This is a genomic window from Rhodanobacter sp. K2T2 (assembly GCF_013408815.1).
Taxonomy (GTDB): Bacteria; Pseudomonadota; Gammaproteobacteria; order Xanthomonadales; family Rhodanobacteraceae; genus Rhodanobacter.
In genome coordinates, this window is sequence record NZ_JACCCA010000016.1 from 21,310 (window position 1) to 44,977 (window position 23,668).

Sequence of the window (23,668 nt, forward strand, 5' to 3'; positions counted from 1 at the left end):
TTTCCTTGGTCGCGGTCGATGGTATCTCTCTATCCAAGTTGACACATCTGCACGTTGATCGCATGGGCTGACCCGCACCCTGGCCTAGCAGCTATCGATTCGCGTGTGGCGAGTGATTCGATCCTCTTACGGGTCGCAGCACGGCACATGCCCGTTAGGCTCTGCTCTGGCGGACCGGCGCCTCGCCCCGGCGATGGCGATCAACGAACTTCATGACGCTGTTGGTCGAGAAACACCGCTTTGATCGAAAGGTGTGGATACGTGCAAAAATATTGCGTCTAGCAGGTTCTAGGCCATCTGCTCCCCCGTACCAACAAAATTTGCGGGTATTCTTGCGGGTATTCAGCCGGCGTTCTTAGGTAAATATCTATTTCAATCAACTGGATACGTCTAAAATGCTGCTGATGATCGACAACTACGACAGCTTTACCTTCAACCTCGTGCAGTATCTCGGTGAGCTGGGGCAGCAGGTGAAGGTGGTGCGCAACGATGCGCTGGATGTGGCCGGCATTCGCGCGCTGACCCCTTCGCACATCATGATTTCACCGGGGCCGGGTACGCCGGACGATGCGGGCGTGTCGTTGGATGTATTGCGCGAGCTGTCGGGCGAGATCCCGGTCTTCGGCGTGTGCCTCGGTCATCAGGCGATCGGGCAGGCGTTTGGCGGCAAGGTGATTCGGGCCAAGCAGATCATGCACGGCAAGACGTCGCCGGTACGCCACCGCGGGCAGGGCGTATTTGCCGGCTTGCCCGATCCGTTCGAGGCGACGCGCTACCACTCGCTTGTGGTGGAACAGCACTCGCTGCCCGATTGCCTCGAAGTCACCGCGTGGACCGAGCATCCGGACGGTTCGATCGACGAGATCATGGGCCTGCGTCACAAGACGATGCCGGTGGAAGGCGTGCAGTTTCATCCCGAGTCCATCCTGACTCAGCACGGCCACGACCTGCTGCGCAATTTTCTCGGTCAGCCGCTGAAGCTCGCCGCATGAGCGCGGCGCATCGCGAGGTGCCGCATCGGGAAATCACGATCACGCCGCAGGAGGCCCTGCAGCGTACGATCGAGCATCGCGAAATTTTCCACGACGAGATGATTTCGCTGATGCGCCAGATCATGGGTGGCCAGGTCAGTCCGCTGATGACGGCGGCGATCATGACCGGCCTGCGCGTCAAGAAGGAAACCATCGGCGAGATCACCGGCGCGGCGCGGGTAATGCGCGAGCTGTCGGCCAAGGTGCCGATCGGCGGTGAGACGCGTCACCTGCTGGATATCGTGGGCACCGGCGGCGACGGCGCGTCGAGTTTCAACATCTCCACGGCATCGATGTTCGTGGCCGCCGCGGCCGGCGCCCGCGTGGCCAAGCACGGTGGGCGCAGCGTGTCGTCAAGGTCCGGCAGTGCCGACGTGCTGGAGTCGCTGGGCGCGTCGATCGACCTTATGCCGGAACAGGTCGCGCAGTGCATGGAAGAAACCGCGATCGGCTTCATGTTCGCGCCGAATCATCATCCAGCGATGAAAGTCGTTGCGCCGGTGCGGCGCGAGATGGGCGTGCGCACGCTGTTCAATATTCTCGGCCCGCTGACCAATCCGGCGGATGCGCCCAATATCCTGATGGGCGTGTTCCATCCCGATCTCGTCGGTATTCAGGTGCGCGTGCTGCAGGCGCTGGGTGCGCTTAACGCCCTGGTGGTCTGGGGCCGCGATGGCATGGACGAAATTTCGCTGGGCGCGACCACCCTGGTGGGTGAATTGCGCGACGGCGTGGTGCGCGAGTACGAAATCGAGCCCGAAGACTTCGGCTTCGCTATGGCCTCCAGCCGCAATCTGCGGGTGGAAAATGTGGAGGAATCGAAAGCGATGCTGCTCGAGGCCTTGCAGGGCCGTCGCGGCGTGCCGCATGACATCGTCTGCCTGAACAGCGGCGCGGCGCTGTACGCCGCCAGCGTGGTCGACTCGATCGACGACGGCATCGAGCTGGCGCGTGCGACCATTGCCAGCGGCGCGGCGCATGACAAAATGAACGCGTTCGTCGAGGCCACGCGCCGGCTTGCCGCATCCGCGTAAAGTGGGCTCGCGTAGCCGCTAGCATGGCCGCGTGCTTGCACAAGCCGAAGCGGCGATACTGCAGCCTGCGCCGCTTGCACGATTCACATACCCACGTTGTTCCAATCAGAGACATGCCATGACCGACATTCTCAATCGCATTCTTGCGCGCAAGGCCGAAGAAGTCGCCGAGCGTAAAGCAAAAATGCCGATGGACGAGCTGATCGCCCGCGTCAAAGACATGCCCGACACGCGCGGATTTGCCGCCGCGATCGAGGCAAAGATCGCCGCCGGCCTTCCAGCGGTGATCGCTGAAGTGAAAAAGGCCAGCCCCAGCAAGGGCGTGATCCGCGCCGAGTTCGATCCGGCGGCGATCGCGCGAAGCTACGAGGAGGCCGGAGCTGCCTGCCTTTCGGTGCTGACCGATGCGGATTTTTTCCAGGGCAGCGAAGCGTTTCTGCAGCAGGCGCTGGGCGCGTGCGCGCTGCCGGTGCTGCGCAAGGATTTCATCATCGACCCGTATCAGGTGTACGAGGCCCGCGCGATCGGCGCGGACTGCGTGCTGCTGATCGTTTCCGCGCTGGACGACGACGTGCTGCTGCAGCTGTCGCTGCTGGCCGCCGAGCTGGATCTGGACGTGCTGTGTGAGGTGCACGATGAAGAGGAACTCGAACGCGCGATGGCCGTGCCGGTACCGCTGATCGGCGTCAACAACCGCAACCTGCGCAGCTTCGAGACCTCGCTGGAAACCTCGCTGGCGCTGCAGGATCTGATCGAATACGACCGCGTGCTGGTCGCCGAATCCGGCATACATACGCCGGAAGACGTTGCGCGCCTGCGCGAAGGCGGTATCCAGGCGTTTCTGGTTGGCGAGGCGTTCATGCGTGCCGAAAATCCGGGCAGCGAACTGCGGCGATTGTTCGGTACGCCGTGACCGAACCATTACCGCATGAAGCGATGCCGGATGAAGCGGCGTTCGCTGCCCAACCGATCGAGCTCGATCCAGCTGCGACGACCGCTGCGATGCCCGGCGAACCCACCATCATCGACGCCAAGGTGTCACGCGTGGTGCTGTTCGACTTTGACGGGGTGCTGATTCACGCCGATTCGTTCGGGCTTTTCATACGCGATCGCTACAAGCGTTCGCTGCTGCGCAAGCTGCTGGTGCTGCCTACCGTGCCGTGGCTGCTTCTTGGCCTAATGGTGTCGTGGCGTTGGCCGGTGCGCACGCTAGTGCACATCGGTCTGCTCGGCGTCAGCGAGCCGCGCTACGCCGCGGCGGCCAAAGCATTCGCCGCCCAGCTGGTGCGTCGGCCCAAGCTGTTCTGTCGCGATGGCCTGCTGGCGCTGCGCCGGCATCAGGCCGCGGGCGACCGGGTGGTTGTGGTGACCGGCTGCGAGTACACCCTGGTCAGCGCTATGCTGCAGGAGCTCGGTCTGACCGATATCGAAGTGCTCGCCTCGCAGCTGCGGCCAAGCTGGCTGGGCATGCGGGTGAAGTCGCACAACGTAGGCAAGCGCAAACTGCAGGAGTTGGCGTCGCATGGCCTGCAGGCCTGGCGCGTGGCCTATAGCGATTCATCGCACGACATTCCGATGCTCAAGCCCGCAGCTGAGGCGGTGCTGGTAAATGGCACGCCCAAGCTGTGCAAGAAAATCGAGAGGGCGCTGGGCCGCAGCGTGAAACGCGTCGAGTGGTTCTGAGCGCCATGTCTTCTTCGCACAGCCACGAACGCCAGGGCGAGACGGCTTCGCTGCAGATCGTGCCTTTCGAGCCGGCGCTGCGGGAGCATTTCTATCGGCTCAACGCGCAGTGGCTGGAGCGGCATTTCCACATCGAGGATCTCGATCGCCGGGTGCTCACCGAACCGGAAACGCAGGTGCTGCAATCCGGCGGCGCGATCTTTTTCGCACGGCTCGGTGACAGCATCATCGGCACTTGTGCGCTGCTGCATGAGTCGCCCGGCGTGTACGAACTCACCAAGATGGGCGTGGACGAGAGCTTTCGCGGACACGGCGCGGGGCGGCGCTTGCTCGATGCGGCGATTGCCGAGTTCCATCGGCGCGAGGGCCGACGGCTGTTTCTCGAATCCAGCAGCCGGTTGACCACCGCCTTGCGCATGTACGAAAAAGCCGGCTTCGTGATGCAGCCGTCCACCCGTGCCGATTCGCATTACCGGCGCGCGGACGTGTACATGATTTATCAGTCGCCGGAGCCGGCGGCTATCGACGACTGAACGCAGCTCAGCGGGTGCCGCGCACCACGATGGTCTTGCCGGACACGTCGATCATGCGCTGCTCTTCGAGCTGCTTCAGCACCCGACCGACCATCTCGCGCGAACAGCCGACGATGCGGCTGACTTCCTGACGCGAAATGCGGATCTGCGTGCCGTCCGGGTGGGTCATGGAATCTGGCTCCTGGCATAGGTCCAGCAGCGTGCGCGAAATCCGGTTGGTCACATCCATGAAGGCCATGCGGCTGACTTGGCGCGAGGTGCGCAGCACTCGGGTGGTGAGCTGCGCGCCGATGGCGAAGAGGATTTTCGGGCATTCCTCGCGCAGCGAGGTTTCCATCAGCTGAAACAGGCGCTCGTAGCTGATCTCGGCCATCTCGCACGGTGTGCGCGTGCGCACTATCGACTCGCGCTGCGCCTGCTCCACAAACAGGCCCATTTCGCCGATGAACTGGCCACGACTGATGTATGCCAGGATCAGTTCGCGGCCCTGTTCGTCCTCGGTGCATACGACGAGCGAGCCGTCGATGACGTAATAAAGGGTGTTGGCCGGGTCGCCCGGCCGGATGATCGCGGTCTTGCCCGGATAGCGGCGGCGATGGCAAAGCGCAAGAAATCGCTCCATCGAGGCCGGATCGGGCGCAAGGCTGAGCGGCGCCTGGGAGCTTTCAAAAGCTTGCTGCAGCTGGTATTTGAGTTGCGCCACTATCATTCCCGCCGATGGTTTCATGCCGGCGGCAGCCAAGGCTTACCGCCCAATCAGTAGCCGTTGCCGTCCCCTGTTGGCCTGCATTATGGCAAACCTGAGCGACTTGCCGAAGGTTCAGTTTTTCGGCGTTTTACCGCATACTTCGCGGTCTTTCGGCGAAGGCAATGTTGCGTTGTCGCACGCCGGTCACAATGATCGCGGAAGGTTGCGGCCTGCGCGTCACACCATTCAGCGGGGACCCTTGTCGCTAACCCGCCTCTACTGCTGGCCTCATACCGCCATGGAGCGCCGTCTTGGTTAAACCACTTCCCCGTCTTCGCCTGCAGGGTTTCAACAACCTGACCAAGGCGTTGAGCTTCAACATCTACGACATCTGCTACGCGGTGTCCGAAGAGCAGCGCAGCAACTACATCGAGTACATCGACGATCAGTACGACGCCGACCGGCTGACCCAGATCCTCACCGATGTGGCCGAGATCATCGGCGCCAACATCCTCAACATCGCCCGCCAGGACTACGACCCGCAGGGCGCGTCGGTGACGATGCTGATTTCCGAGGAGCCGGTGCTGGAGAAGCTCGGTCGCGACACCATCACCGGTGCCGTGGTCGCGCACATGGACAAGAGCCACATTACTGTCCATACCTATCCGGAAACGCATCCGCACAACGGCATCGCCACCTTCCGCGCCGATATCGACGTGGCCACCTGCGGTGTGATCTCGCCGCTGAAGGCACTGAACTACCTGATCGACAGCTTCGAGTCGGACATCGTGGTGTGCGACTACCGCGTGCGCGGCTTCACCCGTGACGTGAAGGGCAAGAAGCACTTCATCGACCACAAGATCAACTCGGTGCAGGACTACCTGGCCAAGCACATTCGCCAGAAGTACGAGATGTTCGACGTCAACGTGTATCAGGAAAACATGTTCCACACGAAGATGCACATCAAGGACTTCGATCTGGACACGTACCTGTTCGACTCGCACGCCGACGATCTCTCGTTCAAGGAGCGCCAGCGCATCGAGTCGCTGCTGCGGCGCGAGATCGAGGAGCTGTTTCACGGCCGCAACCTGATGTAACGAAAAACCCGCCGAAAGGCGGCTTTTTTATAGCCGCACCCGCAAAGCCTGCGGGTCAGAGGCGATACGCGACCGCCTTCATCACCATCGAACTGAGAGACATCAGCTTAGGCAGCGGGAAGGGCAGGTCGATACCGCCGCGCTGCTGGGCCTCCTGCGCGTGGCGCACTTCGTCCGCCTGCATCTGCGTCAGCACCGCGCGCGAGCGTTCGTCCGCCGCGGGCAGTTTTTCCAGATGTTCCTGCAGATGCGCCTCGACCTGGCGCTCGGTTTCCACCACAAAGCCCAGGCTCAACGGGTCGCCGGCCAGCGCCGCAGCGGCGCCGATCGCATAGCTGCCGGCGTACCACAACGGATTGAGCAGGCTCGGGCGGCTGTCCAGCTCCTTCAGGCGGGCGGCGCACCAGGCCAGGTGATCGGTTTCCTCGTCGGCTGCATGCAGCAGGTGCTCGCGCGTATCGGCATGGCGTGCCAGCGCGGCCTGACCCAGGTACAGCGCCTGCGCGCAGACTTCGCCGGTGTGGTTGATCCGCATCAGGCCGGCGGCGTGGCGGCGCTCGGCGTCGTCCAGATCCGCTTCCATCACCGCGCTGCCGGGTGAAGGGCGCTGCGCGGCGGGCGATCCGGCCACCGCTTCCAGCGCGCGCTCGCACTGAGCGAGCAGCCGGTCGATCAGCGTCAGGGTACGGACAGTCATGGCGGCTCCTGATTTCATTGGAAAATTGCTTACGAGGTGTTCATTGGCCGGGTCCTGCCCGGCATGGCAGCAAATGCTGCCAGCGGCGAAAGACCCGATGGGAATGCCATTGGACAACAGTAACCGTGGCAGCAACAGCATGGCAGCTTGCCGCAGACCGCTCGCGGCCGGGGATCAACGGTTTCCCAACGCGCCGCGCAGCATGTCACGCAGAGCTCCGACAGGTGCCGGTAACCTGCCCATCCCGGACACAACCGTTGCCATTGCGTCCGCCGGACCGGGCTTGCCATGCCGTACACGGTTGTCGTCTCTGGGGGGACTTTTCAAGCGGCGGGTGCATCATGCTATGATTACCAGCTCACAGCCGGACCAACGTCGGGCTTGCACCGTAGATGACGGCTCCGCTATCATCTCGCGCCTCTGATCGACCGATGATATGCACCGCCTCACGGCGGCAGAACAGGTATTCTGAAATGAAAACGTTTAGCGCCAATGCAGACAACGTCAAGCGCGACTGGTTCGTGGTCGATGCCACGGACAAGACGCTCGGTCGCCTGTCGACCGAAATTGCACATCGCCTGCGCGGCAAGCACAAGCCGGAGTACACCCCGCATTGCGATACCGGCGATTATATCGTCGTGATCAATGCGCAGAAGGTGCACGTCACCGGCCGCAAGCTGGACGACAAGAAGTACCACCGCTTTACCGGTTACATCGGCAACCTGAAGACCACCAGCCTCAAGGATCTGCTCGCTACCTACCCGGAGCGTGTGATTGAGACCGCCGTCAAGGGCATGCTGCCGAAAAATTCCCTGGGCCGCGAGATGTATCGCAAGCTCAAGGTCTACGGCGGTGCCGAGCATCCGCATACCGCACAGCAGCCGCAGGCGCTGGAACTCTAAGGAATCATCATGTCGATCCAGCAGAATTACGGCACCGGCCGCCGCAAAACCTCCGCCGCCCGCGTGTTCCTTCGCAAGGGCAATGGCCAGATCGTGGTCAACGGCAAGTCGCTCGAGCAGTTCTTCGGTCGCGAGACCTCCTGCATGATCGTGCGTCAGCCGCTTGAGCTGACCGATAACACCAGCAAGTTCGACATCCTGGTGACGGTCGCTGGTGGCGGCATCACCGGCCAGGCCGGCGCGATCCGTCTGGGCATCGCTCGCGCTCTGATCGAGTACGACGAAACCCTGAAGTCGCCACTGCGCAAGGCTGGCTTTGTGACCCGCGACGCTCGCGAAGTCGAGCGTAAAAAGGTCGGTCTGCACAAAGCACGTCGCGCCACCCAGTTCTCCAAGCGCTAATTCCCTACCGAATTGCGTTTGTCGGTTCGATGCACCAAAGTCAGAGCGCATCGATCCAGCAGTTTTTGGGAGATCGTCTAACGGTAGGACGACAGCCTCTGACGCTGTCTATCTAGGTTCGAATCCTAGTCTCCCAGCCAGCCCTGAAAAGCCCTTGATCCTCAAGGGCTTTTTTTATGCCTTGACGAAAGCGCCCGGACATCTCGGTCGGTACATGTATGCGTCTGGCACATCATCTACTGCGCGAAAAAACGGGCATCTGGTATTTCCGTCTGGTCGTTCCCAAACGACTGCGTGAGCCCCTGGGGCAAACCATCATCAAGCGATCGCTGGCCACACGGGATCCGGCACTGGCCCGGGCGTGGGCCTATGTGCTCGGCGCGAAATATGCTCAACTCTTCTCCACGGTAGCTCAGGGAGATCAGAGGATGGCCGAGAAGCAGCGTTGGGACGATGACGTGGTGCGCCGTCTGATGGGGGACATCCAGACAAACGCGCCGGGCGGGGTGAGCAAGTGGAAAGTCCAAGGCCCCGGTGGGTGGAGCGTCGAGACCAACGGAAGCCCCGAAGATAACGCCGGCGGCATGTTGGCTCTGCGCGCGATGCTGGAAGACAACGGCAGCATCATCGAACGAAACCTCGCGCGTCTAGCGCCTCACAGAAGCAGCGCGCCCACGCTTGATGAGGCCATCCGCGATTACGCGGAAGTCGAAGGCAAAGCCTTAAAGCCCAACACATGGATCCAGCGGTCCCGGTCGCTGACCAGTTTTTCGCAAACGATCGGCGGTCACCTGCGGGTGGATGCGATCACTCGGGCGATGGCTTCGACGTGGAGCGATGGCTTGATCCGGTCGGGCAAGAGCAACGTTTACGCAGCCAACACCGTTTCGCATGTGGCCCAATTGTTCGACGCCCTCTTGAAGAAAGACCGCATCACAACCAACCCGGTGAAAGGGCTGATCGTGGTCAAAAAGAAGGAGAAGGCGGCGCGTCGCTCAGAAGGTCACGAGTGGGAGCCGTTCGACGTCGCCGTGCTCAAACGGATTTTCGATCCAGCCAATCTCGCCAAAACCAAAATGGAACACGTCCGATGGGGCACACTCATTGGTCTCTACACGGGCGCGCGTGTGGGCGAGATCGCACAGATTTTTCTCCGCGACTTCGTCGTGCTCGGTGACGTCAAATGCTTGAAGATTTGTGCGGACAGCGATGGGCAGGGGATCAAAACCGGGGAAGGCGGCGAGCGGTTGGTGCCGATCCATCCGGACCTTTTGACGCTCGGGTTGTGGGAGCGCGTCGAAGCCTTGCGGGCCGCGGGAGCGGAGCGGTTGTTTCCTGCAATGCGCATCGACAGCGCGGCCGGTCGGGGCAACTCCATCTCAAAAGGCTTCTCCTATTACTTAGCCAGCTTAGGCGTGAAACCACGGAGGGAGCACGGCATCGTCGGAGTGCACTCACTCCGAAAGACCGTCATTCAAACCTTGCAGGGGTGTTCGCTTTCTGCTGAACGCCGCCGGGCCATCGTGGGCCACGAGAACGGCGACCCTCCGCCCGACACGCACGCGACGGCTTACATGCGACCCTGGACGGGGAAAGAGCTGGCAGCATTCTTCCCCGGGTTGCCTTGGGGCGAATGGCTGGCGTTTGAAGGGCTACGCCCGCTGTTGCGGTTGGTGGCGACGAGACCCAATCCGCTACCGAAGCGGAAAAAGACGCAAATTGCATGAAAGCTTCTCACGGTTTTGCTTAACATTTGCCCTATTTGACTGATTTTTCAAAGATTTGGCAGGCGTTGTGCGTAAAACTTGGGGGCGGCTGGTAGCGCCAGAGTTGCGGCGTGCACTGATCGGCACACGCACAATCCCCATTGCGACGTTCCAAATTCCCCTTTAAGGTGTGAGGAAGGCCCACATGTTGAGATTGAGCTGAAAGTTTGTACGTCGCTGCGTGCAAATGTGGATTGAAGGTTGAGGAGTAGTTTATGGTTCATCGCCCCAGAAAAAATGAAACCATTTCGAGCCCTGTTGCAGCATGGATGCAGGGATGGTTCGGCATCACTCCATCGGAAGCTCGCGAGCAAGCAAACACCGGCCCCGTCGCGGAGCTTGTTAGGGAATATCTAAAGGAGCGTAACCATCTGATCCACTCCGGTGAATCCGTAGCTACGCATCCGATAGTCAATACAAAGCTTTAGGAATATGCCACTGCAATGGTGGTCAAGGAAAAAGAGCGGCTCGAATAAAAACTCATCCGTAGGGAAGATCACTAATAAACTATTGCGGGAGGCAATACGTGCGGGAATAGGCGCTCAAGTTCTCTCGCAAACGGTGCAATCGTTCTACGATCAAAGCAAAATTATTTACGATCCAGCGCGCCGCGCCAAGGCTGAACAGGATGCCCATAACATCCTCAATCACTCGGTCACCGGACCGGTGCTCCAGCAGCGTATTGAAGACCAGACCGACCAATACACCGACTGGATAAAACTGAATCGTTGCGAAAAAGAAGGATTTGCGACCAAAGTAGCCGTTCATATGTGCGCGACATTGGCATTGGTAGGCATCGGATTCGCAATTCTGTTCTTCGTTGGAATTTTTTCTAGAGTTCGACCGGCCAGTGAGCTGTCAAGAACTGCCGACGCAATGGCGAGGGCGTTTGTGAACACCATTGCTCCTGAAACTGGGTCCGAAAATTCCTCGTCAGCGCCAGCAAATTCCTCGTCAGCGCCAGCTCCGCCCAAGAAGGGCCTCGGGAATTAAATAATAGTGCGCAGAGCGCGTCTTAGTGTTGTCCCAACACGACGCTTAGAGCCGACCCAACGCTAAGGCGTCAGGCAATCCCAGATCCATGGCTTTGTCAGTGGCATTTCTGACAATGCCGGCGGACTTCCTTACACTCGGGCCAGCGGTTAGCCGCAGGTTCCGATTTGGAAGGGTTGTCCTCCGGGGTGGCCCATGAGCACAGGGGAAAGGAAGCATGGCCGTAACAGCGCAGCAAGTCTCTGCAACAGTTGCAGATACGGGTTTCGACCCAAAGAACCTTTGTATAGACGATTTGATCATCCATCGCGTCTACGTTCGGGATGCCGATAAGGTCATCAAAGACCCCAGTCTGTCCGACCACGTTGAAGCGCTGCCCAAGGAGGGCTTAGATGCGATCCAACAACGGCTGACGTCAGCTCTTGGGCATCGCTCCCATGGCATTGAAATGTCCATTGAGAAGATCGAGGCTGACAACTTTTTCCAATCCGCGGCCCACGCCATATGCGGTGATCAAGCATCATTCATTGCTGCGTCGAGAGCGATGGCGCAGAAGCTGACCCAAGCCCAGGCAAGCACCAATGGTTCGGCCGGCATGTTGATTGTTCTGCGCGGCCGAGCCGGCGCCCAGCCCCGGCGGTTTCTCGCAGTCATCAAGGCAGAGGTGCATGACGGTTTTGGCGCTAGTGACCCGTCCCAAGCCGTTGCCATCCAATACCTCAGCTCGCTCACCCTCACTCCAACCCAGCGACTTTTCAAGGTGGGACTTCTCTTGGAATTGCAGGCTGGCCCTCCGGAGTTGGCTGGCGCTTACAAGGCATCGGGTTATCGGGCATTTCTTTTCGATCACCTCATCACTGCAACCGAAACCCGTTCGGCCGCTGCCTATTTCTACAACGCGTTTCTTGGGATGGGGATACAAAAGTCATCTAAAAAGCTGACGCAGGATTTTTATGAGCACACCATCTCTTTCATACAGACCGCATCGCTTACGGACGACGCTAAGCAGTCATTGCGTGAAGCGCTGCGTGTTGATTTGCGAAGTTCATCAACGATCCTGAGTGTGAGTGATTTTGCGGACGCTCACATCGAAGAAATCGCCGTGAAAAAGAGCTATTGCGATCAAATGGCGGCCAAAGGTTTTCCCAAGAATGCGGTTGCGAAAGACGTGGCATACGTGAAAGCACGCCTTCGCCGGCCGCGCAACTTAGCGTTCAGCACGGGCGTGAAGGTGTCCATTCCTGCCGATGCCGATCCGGCCGTGTTTGAAGTCGTAGAGCGCACGCCAACCGAGGCGACATTTAAGGTCAAAGGCAGCTTCACGGAAACCGACTGATGGAAGAGATTGGCGCCTACATCGAAGCAAACCGAGCCGAACTTGAAGCTTGGGGCCTCAGGGTCTGTGATGGAATAACCGAGGCTCATGGCGCCCTTCTGAAAGTGCCCGCCTCTGTGCGTGTGAAAGATCCTCAATCTGCGAGGGGCAAGCAGATCCGCAAGGCCTATGAGGATCCCGTTCGGAACATGACCGACCTGGTCGGGGTCCGTTTTGTTGTGCTGACTTCCACAGACCTGTTGCCGATCCGAAATGCCATTGAACAATCTTCGAGCTGGTCAGCAGTGCAGGCTCGTGACCCGGACGAGGAGATTGAAAAGGACCCGGATACTTTTAGCTACCAATCCCATCATTACGAGGTTCGTTCTTTGCCTGTTGGGGCAGATAGCATTTGCTGTGAGGTTCAGGTCCGAACCCTGCTGCAACATGCCATCGCTGAGCTGTCCCATGATGCGATGTACAAGACGACCCGAGCCGTCCCGTCGCAGGCCAAGAGATTGGTGGCCCGTAGCATGGCGCTCATGGAAACCACGGATGAATTGCTATGCAGAGCAATGGAGGCCGTCCGAGAATCCGATGCCCCCGGGTTGGCCGTTCAGCGCGTGGCGTCAGAACTGACGCGCTCTTTGCATGGGGGAGATGGCCGTAGTTTGGTAGAAGAGTTGCTTTCCGCCTACGCCACCGAGATTGATGGTCACACTGCCGACGCACTGAGAACGTTTGTGCGGGACAACGGTTTCGTATTGGATAAATTGCGCGGCAGGCTCGATCAGGGGTTGTTCGCCTATCCCCCGGCGGCGTTGCTAAGTTATTGGCTGGTAGAACGCCTCGAACGCGCCGCTATTTCCCAGTGGCCCTTTCCAGGGTCGAGAGCGGAGCTGACGAAAATATTTTCCGATATGGGAATAGCCGAATAGGGCTGATCGCCCGACAAATCGCACTGGGCTCAGGTTTGTCAAGTCAACTTGACATCTTCGCCATCTCTGCTTTGATGGTGTGGTGGGGGCGGGCTGGTGCTTAGCTTGGGTCGGCAGCCGTCAATTGTTTGGTCAGGATGACCGCATGTTGCTTCTCGGCCAGGAGAGGTGACCTCATCAAGGATGATGAAAATGTCTCAGCACGCTCGCCCCCACCTCGAAACCCATAACCGCGGCGCCGGCCACTCGGCGATCGCGGGAGTGGCTTACCGCCTAGGCCTGCGCCTTCTGGACCGACGCACGGGCCAGTGGCATGACTACCGCCGCAGGAAGTTAGGCGAAGAGATCGTCCTGGCGCTTACGGTGGCTCCCGAGGGCGCCCCAGCTTGGGCCACGGACCCGGCGGAGCTCTGGGCGCGAGCGGAGGCCGCCGAGAAGCGCAAAGACGCTCAGGTGGCCCGCGACTATCGCATTCCGGTCCCTTTCGGACTGACCGACAAGCAGGCCGGCGACCTGGCCGAAGAAATGGCACGATACATCGCTGAGCAGTTGACCACGGCTGTCTCTCTGGGCCTTCATCGGGATGGCGAGCTCGATGCTCTGGGTGCGCTCAAACCGCCGGAGAAGCAGGGCTATCACGCGCACCTGTATTTCCCGACCCGACGATTGGAAGAGATGAAACAGGAGGACGGGACGTCAGCTTGGGGGTTGGGAGCCAAGCTGGTGCTGCTTTCGAACAAGAACAGTTCGGGTGCCTTCGTCGAACGGCTCAACGAAAAGTGGGCGGAGTTGGCCAATCGGTTTACCGCCGCCAACGACCTGCCTGCGGATTACGACCACCGTAGCTATGTGCGCCAGGAAGTGCCGATTGAGCCGCAGCCGACCCTTGGCGCTGCGGTGACAGCGATGGAGCGCCGAGGGTTCTTCACCCGTCGTGGCGATGCGCTACGGGGCGAAATCATGGTGCCTTCTTTGGCCTACGAAGCGGCCCATGCCGTGGTGCTGGACGTGCAACGTAAGCAGGCCGTCGAAGATGCTATTCGAGAGCGAACCGACCCCACGGCGCGGGCGGCGCGTTTGGCAGTCGAGGCCTCGTCTGCGCCGTCGATTCTGCCCCAATCTGACGTCCCGGCGGTTGCGCCGCTTGTGCAGGCACCTTTGGCAAAACCGCCATTGAATGCGCCGGCAGGTTCATTGGTCGCGCGGTTCCATGCCGCGGCTCCGGCGCCGAACACACTTGAAGAACGGCAGATATTCATCCGTGTCCTGAAAATCGTGGCCGCTGTCGAACGCGTGCTGGCCGCATTGATCGACTTGGCAAATCGATTTCGGCACAACACCGAAGGCCGAGATCGGCGCATGGCCGCCAAGCTGGCTACCGACTACGAACTGGATACATGCCGCGCTCAGCGAATAGCTGCAAAAGAAAAGCTCGAACGGTGGGAAGCAAACCATCGTTGGCAGGTTGTCACTGCACGCGCTTTTGGCGGTGGTGAGGGTGCAAGGGCGAAGACATGGCAATCATTGCTTGGAGCGTTCGAAGCCTGCCAGCGCCGGGTTCAAACTTTGAAAGCCACACTGCGTTCGCATCAGGTGCACCTTGATGCTTTCACTGTGGAAGAGGCTGAGTTGAAGGCGGAGCAGGCCAATGCGACTGACCGGTTGCGGGTGGCGTTGGGAACGCTTGCCGTGGTCAATCAAGCGGCGGTTGAGCCGTTGATTTCCGTGGCCCAAGGGGATGAATGCGAGTGGATGAAAGATTGCTTACCAGAAGCGGCGACGGGTTCCGAAGCAATTCCCCAGGCGGCAGATATCGGCGAGGCAGTCGCCCGGTTGCGCCCGGCGTCACGTCGGCTGATGGGATCGCCCTAGTAATCATGAAACCTGCATCGCCAAGTGATCCATCTCGAAGGATGAGACCGATCCGTGGTTTCAATACAGTATCTTTGCCGGATCGGCATCAACGGCGTGCTTGGAATGGCGCTACCGTCCCGCTGCATTGAGAAGGAGTTCTCCCGTGGCAGTTCAGCATTACCCGGTTGAAGTTCAGTCGGACTATCTTGAAAAGATCACCCGTGCCAAACCTGTGCAAGCTCTGTCCGAACTTATTTGGAACAGTTTCGATGCCGACGCGACACAGGTTTCTGTCACTTTCGAAGAAAATGACCTGGGGACCTTGAACCGGATCGTCGTTCGGGACGACGGGCTTGGAATGCCCCTCGCTGACGCTCCTGGGTATTTTCGAAAGCTCGGAGGGTCATGGAAAAAGAATGGAGGGACGACGCCCAAAGGCCGTGCACTTCATGGGCAGGAGGGGCGGGGACGCTTCAAAGCTTTCGCGCTCGGTGTATTTGCAGACTGGAAGGTGGTCTACGAACGCGACGGTCACCTCTGGTCTTACACCATCGAAATGTCTTCCAACAACATCAAGAGCGTCGAGATTTCCGATGAAGAAAGAGCCGAGGCCGGAGCAACCACCGGCGTCACGCTCAGCATCAGTGAGATGGTCAAGGGTTTTCGTGGATTGGAAACCAGACGAGGGCTGGAAGAGCTGACCGAGATATTTGCACTCTACCTCTCTGACTATCAGGGGCTAAGCGCACGCGTCGGCGGTTACCTGATTGATCCGAACAAGGCGATCAAAGAACGGAAGGCTTTCAACCTCACAGACATCATCTCAGATGGAAAAATTCACTCGGCCAGACTTGAAATTGTCGAGTGGAATGGTATCAACCAACGGGCGTTGTATTTGTGCAACGACAAACGGTTTCCGCTCTTGCAAGCGACGCGACGGTTTCACGTCGGGGATTATCAATTCAGTGCCTATCTGTCGAGTTCCTTTCTGACAGCAGCGCAAAAGGCTGGCACGGTTGATCTGGCTGAGATGCAAAAGCCGATCATTGCGGCCATGGACGAAGCCCAAAGCGTGATCAAGGCGCATTTTCGTGAGAAGGCAGCTCAGCAAGCCACCACTTTCGTGGAGGAGTGGAAGGCGGAGAAGATTTATCCGTATGTGGGCGAGCCTTCCAGCCAGGTTGAACAAGTCGAAAGGCAGGTGTTCGACATCGTTGCGCTGAACGTGGCGCGCAACATACCGGAGTTCGCTGAGGCTCCCACCAAAAACAAACAATTTCAGTTGCGCATGCTCAGGCAGGCGATTGAGCGAAGCCCCGACGACCTTCAACTCATCTTGAACGAGGTGCTCAATTTGCCGCAACGCAAGCGGGATGAGCTTGCGGGACTGCTTCAAAACGTGACTTTATCCTCCATCATCAGTTCGGCCAAGGTAGTGGCTGACCGGTTGAAATTTTTGCTTGGTTTGGAAGCCATCCTTTTTGACGAAGAGCCGAAGAAACGTCTGAAAGAGAGAACTCAGCTTCATCGCATCATCGCTGAAAACTGTTGGCTTTTCGGGGAAGAGTTTTCGCTATCTGTGGATGATCGGTCGCTGACAGAGGTGTTGCGAGCACATCGAAAATTTTTGGACGATGAAATCGTGATTGATGAGCCCGTCAAACATGTTTCCAAGACGCGGGGCATTGTCGATCTTATGTTGTCCAAGTTAACGCGCCGGCACCGGGCCAACGAGGTTACACATTTGGTAGTCGAGTTGAAGCGACCGAGCGTGACAATAGATTTTGACGAGATTGGGCAAATCGAACGATATGCCTTCTCTGTCGCCAATGATGATAGGTTCAAAGCCGTTGGGGTCAACTGGATATTCTGGGTGATCAGCGACAGCTACGGATCTTTTGCAGAACAGCGCATCACGGACAAGATGACAGGCCAGATCCACCGCAACGGTAACATCTCGATTTTCGTGAAGACCTGGGCTCAGGTGTTAGATGAAAACAAAGCACGCATGCAGTTTTTTCAAGAACATTTGGAGTTTCAGGCCGACAAAGGGGATGCGCTCAAATATTTGCAGGAACGCCATGCGCAATACCTCGACGGGGTCTTTGATGGTGCCGATGCCGACATTGCTGATACGTCGGAAGCATCCACCGAAGAGGCTTGACCAGTTGCTGGCTATGCCACAAAAGCGCGCCCAGTTTCTTCGCTCGAAGTAAAACTTCACCATAGTGGATTAGGCTCGCTTCAAAGTCGGCGGCAGGTCCAGTCACTTGCAACGTTCGCCAGCCTGAAAAAAAGCTGAGTAGCGTGCGCCAAGTGGCCAATTGACCATTATGGTGGCCAGGCTGTTCCAGACTGGCGGCCAACAGGTGTCAGATTATCCAGGTGGATATTCTGGTTCATCTGGCCGCCAAGTCTGGAACAGGCTGGCCACTTTTAAGCAAACCGCTTAAAAACAGTGGTTTCTAGGATGGGGAAATTCCGGGTCACCCTTGTCTTATAGATGGTAACGCTGGGGACGCTGGCCATCAGTCTGGAACAGCCTGGCCACCATAATTGTCAGCTGGCCAGGGCAGTCACAGCCGTTTTTCCACGGGAAAACGTGGCGTCATCGCAACCAGCGCTCACGCGCCGAGTTTGGCCATTACGAACCAGACCCAGAGGCCAACAGGGTCAGAATTGATGAAGTGATGTCCGCCCAGTCAGGCAACCCATGGGGCGACGTCTCTGCCGATCAGCGGCGCGGAGCTTTTGGGGTCGGCATGCGCTTCAAGACGATCGGCTTGGATCGTTCAAGCAGCCGGCCAAAGATGGCTTCGGCAGCGGTGACATCTTCAAAGTATCCGTCCCAATCTTCGACCGCATTGGGTGAGGCCACCATCACCGCCAGGCCATGGCGTTCTCGTCCGTCGAGCAGTTGACGCAACCAATGGCTCTCGTCGGCTGTTGCGCGCTCGGCAGCGAAGTCATCCAGCACCAGCAGTTTGATCCGGCTCAACCGTTTGAGAAAAGCGGTGAACGTGCCCTGTTGTTTCTCGAACGCGCACGCCGTCAGCAACTCGGGCACGCGCCAAAACGCGACGGTCAAGCGAGCCAGCGCCGCTTCTTTTGCCAGAGCGGCAGCCAGATACGTTTTCCCGGTTCGCGTGGCGCCGGTGATGACCACGGTGTGGCCGAGCCGGATCCAGTCGCACGATTTCAGATTGCCCAACAGCTGCGCGGGTAGTCCACGTGCAGCACTCGCCCACACGTCGGCTACGGCAATGTTGGGCGGAAGATCAGCCCGTGCCGAAAAGCAGCGCGACCGTTTCGCGGCGGCCGCCTGGGCTTGGGCGAGCGCCAGGGCGTGCACGCATTCGGCGTGGGACTTCCCGCGGTTGTTGGGATCGTCTACCCATTGCTTCAAGCGCTCCGCCATCGGCCCGAGCCTCAAAGCCTGCAACTCTTCCACGGTTTCGGTCAGCATTGCACCACCTCCGCGTGATACCGCGCGCCGCGCGCGTTGGAATTGCGAGGTGCGGGTGGCTTCTTGACCGAGGCCACGGCGTTGTCGAGCAAGCGTTTGAGCGTCGTGATCTTCGGAGAGTGCAGATCGAGCGCGCGGCCCGCCACCTCATCGAGCTTTTCGGTGCCGTGCGCATGGGCCAGTGTTCGGAGTGCGTCACAGGCAGGCATGCCGAGAAAAGGTTGAGGACGATCGAGCTGGTGTTTGACGAAACGCAGCAGCTGGGGTCCGGCACTTTTTGCCCAGGCCAACATGCCTTCGGGTGATCGTTGGGCTTGGGCGCGGTGGGCCTCCGGCTGATGAGCTGACGTGGTGGTGTGACCACCAAGCACCGCACTGCGAGCGTGATACGCCACGCGTTTGCGGTCGCGCAAAATCTCCACGGTCGTGTCTGTAATCCGTGCGTCCAGGCGCTGGCCGATGAGGTCATGGGGCACAGAGTAGAAATGACCTTCCACAGCGACGTGATAATCCTTGGGCACTTTGGGGATGGCCACCCACTCAGCGTAAACGTAAGGGACTGGCGGCAATGGTTTGAGCGCCGACCGTTCCAGCGCTTCAAACCGTGCCCTACGGCTCAATCCGTCTTTGACCATCGGCCGATCGTTCGCCTCTTCCAAAAGTGTTGAGATGGCGGCGTTGAGTTCGTCAATCGAGTAGAAGTGTCGATGGCGCAAGCGGGCGAGGATGCGTTGTTGGGCGTATTTCACACCGGCTTCGACCGACCCTTTGTCTCGTGGTTTGTAAGGGCGAGCGGGAAGGATCGCCACGCCATAGTGTCGGGCGAGATCAGCATAGGTCCGCTGGATGGTCGGGATTCGGCTGGCGAGGGTGACGGCTGATTTGAGGTTGTCGGGCACGATGACTTCGGGCACGCCGCCGAAGTAGTCGAGCATGGCCACATGGGCACGGATGAAGTCCGGCACTTTTTGCGAAGGGGTGCAGGTGGCGAACATCAACGAACTGGCACCCAGCACGGCCACGAACAATTCCACCGGCACCTTCTGTTGGGTAGCCGGGTCAATGTAATGCGGTCGCAATCCCGAGTAGTCCACAAACACGCGCTCGCCGGGTGTGTGATGCTGACGCATCACCGTCGGCAGGGTTTCCCGATGGCGTTGAAGCTTGGCAGCCAGATGAGAATACGAGAGCGTGTTGTGCGGGTCCTCGCGCCGGTAGTCCTCCCAGAGCAGTTGCAACGTCATGCCCTTGTTTTGCAGCTGCTCGTGGAGCACCGACAGGTCGGGCGAGCGTTTGGGCTTGCCACCCTGGGCCGGCCGATTGAAAAGACGATGGACGGCATCGGGATCCAGCGCACCGACCTTTTCCCAAGACAATTTCTTGATCATGGCAATGCGCCGATAGCGGCCCACAGTTGTTTTGGACATGCCTGCCGCTAGGCCAATGTCGCGATCAGTAAGGGTGGTGGTGAGGATCAGACGGACGGCATCAAACTGTTTCATCGGCGGCCACGGTTGCTCTGGAAAGGGGGCCGTTTTGTAGTGGAGTTTGGAACCCTGTCAAGCCGAAACAAATTCAGAGAAACGAATCGAGAACCCGCCGAGGTTTGCTGAGCATCAGGCGTAAAAACACGCCGTCAAAACTGTGACGCATATCACTTTTGCGATACTTGTGCCCTCGTCAGTTTGTGAGAGGTTTGATCCATTTTTTGGACAAACTCGCGGCCTGCTGCCGTGAAAAAGGCCGCTCGAAAGCGGCCTTGAAAATCACGTTGATGGATGCGTTTGTGCTTTCTTATTGGAAGCCAGACAGCCGACGCATAGCCTCCGTGCGCGCAGCATGGGCCAACGCCGAACTTAGGCCGCCGGCAACCACCGAAGCTTTGCCGTTGTGTTCGAGTTCGAGCACATAGCTCTTCTCGATCATGCCCTGGGCCATGATCTGGCCTGCGATTGCGTAGTGATTGGCGGCAATAAAAACTTGCCCATTGCGCGCGTTTCGCACTGTCCAGGCATACACGTCGGCATGGGCGACCTCTTTACCATTGGGCAATCGCACGCCTGCGGCCGACACGGCAAACGGTGCCCGCTGAATTCTTCGGTGCCGATTGATCAGAGCCAGGTAGCCCTTCGCAATCACACAGGTGAGCACCACAAAGATGATGAGAAAAACCATCGGGACGTTGCCCCCGGTCATCATATGGATGAACGACGCAACGGCGGCCCCCGCGATGCCCCCAAACATGGCGCCCAAAATCCAGGCAAACATGGCATAGCCACCGATGCTCACCGGCTTCGCATCAATCACCGTCCACTCGCCGTCTTGGGTGATCGTCAGCGGGTCGTCGTTTTTCGATGATCCTGCCTTGCCGGTTCCAGTGTGGCTGGATCCCACGGAAGCCGGCAGCACGTAAAAAGCGATCGCCGAAAAGATGAGCCAGAACAGTAGCCCGTGGTAATACAGCCCATACGAATAAAACAGATTTCGCGCGAGCACCATCAGGACAAACCAGCTCACGGCTCCCACGACGGCAGACGCGGCGACGCGCTTGATGGAAAAGGTCATGGGGCGGCTCCGGCGTCGGCGTTGCCGGCTTGATCAAAGCCAACGACCCATAGCGATTTCCCTGCCATGGTGTTGATGCCCTTGCTCGTCGGATCCTCGTAGCCGCACGCATACATCGCGCGCAAAAGGATTTCGTGATACTGCGGGAGCAGGGCTTGATGGGTGCCCCAATTCAACGAGAAAAGGTTGTGCGGCGGGTTGGGGCCAGTGTCCCGCGTGTTCGATGAGTCGGCATGGGAAATGCCCTGAATGTTTTGAGCCGAATCGAGCTTGTAGCTCGTCTGCGATGGGTCGAAACCGCCGGTCGCTCCCAGTGTCTGCGTGCCGCCCATATCATCCTTAATCACCAAGGGTGCATTGCACACTTGGAAGGTTTCGTCATGGTGGCTGGTAGGCGAACGCCAGACCGTGGCGCGTGCTGTCCAGCACGGAAGCGAGCTTCCCCATTTGGTGAAATAGATCGCCGCCCGTGGCCATGCGTCACCTTGCTTCCAGTGGTCAAACAGCCCCTGGAACTGCCCGCCGTCCGCAGGCGAGATCGGACGGAAATACGCGCCCGTGGTGGCCGTTGTGCCGGCGGGTGATGCAGTGCCTTTCTTGCCTAGGACGGCGGATGCCGATTGAGAGACGGCGGAACCTGCGCGCTGCAAAAACCCTTGGAAGCCGCTGCTTTGCGCCTGAACAGTGCTGATGCTGGCGAATGCTGCCAGCGCCGCCAACCAGCCGCTGATGAGAAAACGTCCGTTATTCATTTGCTACCCCTGTTTGATGCGGGATGCGTTCCAACATTCCAGGGGTCCCGCGGCCTTCCCTGGCGTGGCCAGAGTAGCGTCGTCTTCCGTCGTCTAGTTGAACAGCGACTAAGTGCTTAGTCGCTACAGGCTTAACGCCTTGCCCGGTATAGCTTTATGACCTGCCCACTCAGGGGAACAGGTCATGGCCTTTGCGAAAAAGACGGCCCCACAGCCACCCAAATCGTTGTATCGCCCTGAAAACCAGCTGGTCTTGGGCGTGTTGCGTGCACTGCGCGAGCGCACGGGCCTAAATCAGACCGACTTCGCGGCAAGGCTCGGCCGTTCCCAGACTTACGTGAGCGCTGCCGAGCGCGGCTCACGGCTGGATACGTTGCAGATCCGAGACTGGTGCATGGCTTGCGGAACCGACTTGGTCGGTTGGGCCACAGAGATTGAGAAGGTCTTGGGCGCGCGGTCAACGACCAAACGCAAAAGCACAAAGTAAATGAGCGTGGACTATCAGGGATAGTCCACCAGCAACTTGGCACGCTCCAACAGCTCATCAAAGGTGACGATCTCAGGGCCTTGAAGATGACGGCGGAAGAGCTCAAAGCTGTAATAGCGGTCTTCATTGACCACGCCATCTTTCACGAACTGATCCAGGTGGCCACAGACCACCACTGACCTAGGACGAATGAGATAGGCATCGGGTCCGCTCACTTCGCCGGTTTTCTCATCCCGTGGCCGTAAAAGTCGTTTGACGTTGTCTTCGGCAAGCTGCACGGTGCGGTGGATTTGAGAGATCGCCCCCACCAAATCAGTGGACGCCGACCACACCCCCGAGCGGTAGGGCTTGTCCCTTTGCAACGGCGTGGTGTGGGTTTTCAACTCAACGAAACAGAGCGCCCCGATGCGCCCGCGCGTCCGGAGCAACGCGTCAACCCGCTTACCTGTTGTCGCCACGGAGCTGCCGGAAACCACCCGTTCCAGCTTGCCGCTATCAATGCCGCCGGTGGCGCTGACAAAAAGCGTGCCGCCAAAGATCCAGTGGTTCTCCTCAAAGAAGTTCTGCCAAACGGCTTCCGGCCCGGCACCGGAAATCTGGGCAAGCTCCTCTTCAAAAGCTGTGCTGTCTTCCAACAGAGCCTCGAAACGCTTGATCTGCTTTTTTCGATAAGCGGTGGCAACCACATCGCTTGCGGTCAAGTCTTCATCGAGAATGGTTTGCAGGAGACTGGCGTTTCCTTGCAACAGCTCACGAATGGCTTTTGGATCCACATCGAGCTGTTCGAGCGCTTGGGCATCCAGTCGAAACTTGCCGTTGGTCTGAAACTCACCCTCCTTGGCAAGATTGATCATGTCTATCAACGCGTCTATTTGTTCGCCATGCAGTGAGAAGCTGGCGGTCCGGCTGGGGACTGCACCGTCTTCATGGATTTTGAAAGATTGAAGAATAAGCGAGCGGACTTTTCGTGGATCTTCGATGACGAAAAGCTTGGTTTGCGCTTTGCCCGACGGTGTCGTGTGGATGACCATCTCGCCTTTGATCTGGGCAAAGGCTTCGCCCTCCTGCTCGGGAAAAACACGGTCGAAATACCGCGCACTTCGAGCAACAGAGTTGATAGCTCCTGATGTATCGACTGCCGGCACTGCAACAGGGAAAGTTTTCGAGGCATAGATCCGCCCAGGCACCTTCTTTTCGATGTAGATCTCATCGTCTGACATGTCGGGATCCCTCGCATCTGTTCCCAGAGATTTTGCGCCATTGATGTGCTGCAAAGTAGATCGGCTAAAACCAGGGCTGGGACAACTTCCGAAGCCAAGATCAAGAGCGGCCCTGCGGTCGGCTTCCCCGGTCAAGGGCCGATCGAAGCCCGTGTCCTCGCCGTTGGCTGCGGGCCGCACCAGCTTCTCCCTGTCCGCTGCGCGAACCCTCCTTGACCGCGCCTTCCTTCGGACCACAGCGGCTG

The 23,668-nt window shown here is 58.9% G+C and carries 22 protein-coding genes and 1 tRNA gene; 16 read left to right on the forward strand and 7 right to left on the reverse strand.

All coding sequences use genetic code 11. The annotated features are described in order from the left end of the window. Positions 1–395 precede the first annotated feature (395 nt). The 5 genes from HDE78_RS19190 to HDE78_RS19210 all read left to right on the forward strand — a co-directional run bounded on the left by HDE78_RS19190 (position 396) and on the right by HDE78_RS19210 (position 4,281). The gene (locus HDE78_RS19190) at positions 396–992 is read left to right on the forward strand and encodes an aminodeoxychorismate/anthranilate synthase component II (RefSeq protein ID WP_179482514.1); all 597 of its coding nucleotides are present in this window, start codon (positions 396–398) and stop codon (positions 990–992) included. Continuing rightward, positions 989–2,065, forward strand: coding sequence for an anthranilate phosphoribosyltransferase (gene trpD, locus HDE78_RS19195; protein WP_179482516.1), 1,077 nt, complete (start codon positions 989–991; stop codon positions 2,063–2,065). Before HDE78_RS19190 ends, trpD begins: the two co-directional genes overlap by 4 nt. Before the next feature lie 118 nt (positions 2,066–2,183). Continuing rightward, on the forward strand, positions 2,184–2,978 hold the full coding sequence (trpC, locus tag HDE78_RS19200) for an indole-3-glycerol phosphate synthase TrpC (RefSeq protein ID WP_179482518.1): 795 nt from the start codon (positions 2,184–2,186) through the stop codon (positions 2,976–2,978). An 89-nt stretch (positions 2,979–3,067) separates the two neighbouring features. Beyond that, positions 3,068–3,748 carry a haloacid dehalogenase-like hydrolase gene (locus HDE78_RS19205; RefSeq protein WP_179482643.1) on the forward strand — a complete coding sequence of 227 codons (681 nt, stop codon included), beginning with the start codon at positions 3,068–3,070 and terminating at the stop codon, positions 3,746–3,748. Positions 3,749–3,753: 5 nt separating this feature from the next. Continuing rightward, complete coding sequence (locus HDE78_RS19210) at positions 3,754–4,281, forward strand: GNAT family N-acetyltransferase (RefSeq protein WP_179482520.1); 528 nt, start codon at positions 3,754–3,756, stop codon at positions 4,279–4,281. A 7-nt stretch (positions 4,282–4,288) separates the two neighbouring features. Here the strand turns inward: HDE78_RS19210 and crp are convergent, their stop codons facing one another. Beyond that, positions 4,289–4,903, reverse strand: a complete 615-nt coding sequence (gene crp, locus HDE78_RS19215) for a cAMP-activated global transcriptional regulator CRP (protein WP_255457917.1) — start codon at positions 4,901–4,903, stop codon at positions 4,289–4,291. A 377-nt stretch (positions 4,904–5,280) separates the two neighbouring features. On the opposite strand from crp, the gene speD reads away from it, so the two are divergent. Further along, positions 5,281–6,066: an adenosylmethionine decarboxylase gene (gene speD, locus HDE78_RS19220; protein WP_179482522.1), complete on the forward strand. Its 786-nt coding sequence runs from the start codon at positions 5,281–5,283 to the stop codon at positions 6,064–6,066. Positions 6,067–6,121: 55 nt separating this feature from the next. Here the strand turns inward: speD and coq7 are convergent, their stop codons facing one another. Then, the gene (coq7, locus tag HDE78_RS19225; RefSeq protein WP_179482524.1) at positions 6,122–6,763 is read right to left on the reverse strand and encodes a 2-polyprenyl-3-methyl-6-methoxy-1,4-benzoquinone monooxygenase; all 642 of its coding nucleotides are present in this window, start codon (positions 6,761–6,763) and stop codon (positions 6,122–6,124) included. Positions 6,764–7,236: 473 nt separating this feature from the next. Here coq7 and rplM point away from each other — a divergent pair, with 473 nt between their 5' ends. The 9 genes from rplM (at position 7,237) to HDE78_RS19270 (ending at position 17,097) form a co-directional block, all read left to right on the forward strand. After that, complete coding sequence (gene rplM / locus HDE78_RS19230) at positions 7,237–7,665, forward strand: 50S ribosomal protein L13 (RefSeq protein WP_179482526.1); 429 nt, start codon at positions 7,237–7,239, stop codon at positions 7,663–7,665. A 9-nt stretch (positions 7,666–7,674) separates the two neighbouring features. Further along, positions 7,675–8,067: a 30S ribosomal protein S9 gene (gene rpsI / locus HDE78_RS19235; protein ID WP_179482528.1), complete on the forward strand. Its 393-nt coding sequence runs from the start codon at positions 7,675–7,677 to the stop codon at positions 8,065–8,067. Positions 8,068–8,133: 66 nt separating this feature from the next. Further along, positions 8,134–8,207 (forward strand) — tRNA-Gln (locus HDE78_RS19240). 78 nt (positions 8,208–8,285) lie between these two features. Continuing rightward, on the forward strand, positions 8,286–9,794 hold the full coding sequence (locus HDE78_RS19245; protein ID WP_179482530.1) for a site-specific integrase: 1,509 nt from the start codon (positions 8,286–8,288) through the stop codon (positions 9,792–9,794). A 471-nt stretch (positions 9,795–10,265) separates the two neighbouring features. Then, the gene (locus HDE78_RS19250) at positions 10,266–10,826 is read left to right on the forward strand and encodes a hypothetical protein (protein ID WP_179482532.1); all 561 of its coding nucleotides are present in this window, start codon (positions 10,266–10,268) and stop codon (positions 10,824–10,826) included. Between the two features lie 217 nt (positions 10,827–11,043). Continuing rightward, positions 11,044–12,162 (forward strand): nucleoid-associated protein, encoded by a 1,119-nt coding sequence (locus tag HDE78_RS19255; RefSeq protein WP_179482534.1) that lies wholly within the window; start codon positions 11,044–11,046, stop codon positions 12,160–12,162. Next, positions 12,162–13,079 carry a RelA/SpoT domain-containing protein gene (locus tag HDE78_RS19260; RefSeq protein WP_179482536.1) on the forward strand — a complete coding sequence of 306 codons (918 nt, stop codon included), beginning with the start codon at positions 12,162–12,164 and terminating at the stop codon, positions 13,077–13,079. The genes HDE78_RS19255 and HDE78_RS19260 overlap by 1 nt, the downstream gene beginning before the upstream one ends. A gap of 192 nt (positions 13,080–13,271) precedes the next feature. Beyond that, complete coding sequence (locus HDE78_RS19265) at positions 13,272–14,951, forward strand: MobA/MobL family protein (protein ID WP_179482538.1); 1,680 nt, start codon at positions 13,272–13,274, stop codon at positions 14,949–14,951. Between the two features lie 145 nt (positions 14,952–15,096). Continuing rightward, on the forward strand, positions 15,097–17,097 hold the full coding sequence (locus tag HDE78_RS19270) for an ATP-binding protein (protein ID WP_179482545.1): 2,001 nt from the start codon (positions 15,097–15,099) through the stop codon (positions 17,095–17,097). A 570-nt stretch (positions 17,098–17,667) separates the two neighbouring features. Here the strand turns inward: HDE78_RS19270 and HDE78_RS19275 are convergent. From HDE78_RS19275 to HDE78_RS19290, 4 genes are all read right to left on the reverse strand, one after another. Further along, on the reverse strand, positions 17,668–18,399 hold the full coding sequence (locus tag HDE78_RS19275) for an ATP-binding protein (RefSeq protein WP_179482547.1): 732 nt from the start codon (positions 18,397–18,399) through the stop codon (positions 17,668–17,670). After that, complete coding sequence (istA, locus tag HDE78_RS19280) at positions 18,393–19,901, reverse strand: IS21 family transposase (protein ID WP_179482549.1); 1,509 nt, start codon at positions 19,899–19,901, stop codon at positions 18,393–18,395. Before istA ends, HDE78_RS19275 begins: the two co-directional genes overlap by 7 nt. Positions 19,902–20,193: 292 nt before the next feature. Continuing rightward, positions 20,194–20,964 carry a hypothetical protein gene (locus HDE78_RS19285; protein ID WP_179482551.1) on the reverse strand — a complete coding sequence of 257 codons (771 nt, stop codon included), beginning with the start codon at positions 20,962–20,964 and terminating at the stop codon, positions 20,194–20,196. After that, entirely contained in the window at positions 20,961–21,716 is a 756-nt protein-coding gene (locus tag HDE78_RS19290) for a hypothetical protein (RefSeq protein WP_179482553.1), read from the reverse strand. The genes HDE78_RS19285 and HDE78_RS19290 overlap by 4 nt, the downstream gene beginning before the upstream one ends. 184 nt (positions 21,717–21,900) lie before the next feature. Here HDE78_RS19290 and HDE78_RS19295 point away from each other — a divergent pair, with 184 nt between their 5' ends. Then, complete coding sequence (locus tag HDE78_RS19295) at positions 21,901–22,203, forward strand: helix-turn-helix transcriptional regulator (protein WP_179482555.1); 303 nt, start codon at positions 21,901–21,903, stop codon at positions 22,201–22,203. 14 nt (positions 22,204–22,217) lie between these two features. Here HDE78_RS19295 and HDE78_RS19300 read toward each other — a convergent pair whose 3' ends face one another. After that, positions 22,218–23,423 carry a Shedu immune nuclease family protein gene (locus HDE78_RS19300; RefSeq protein ID WP_179482557.1) on the reverse strand — a complete coding sequence of 402 codons (1,206 nt, stop codon included), beginning with the start codon at positions 23,421–23,423 and terminating at the stop codon, positions 22,218–22,220. Positions 23,424–23,668 lie beyond the last annotated feature (245 nt).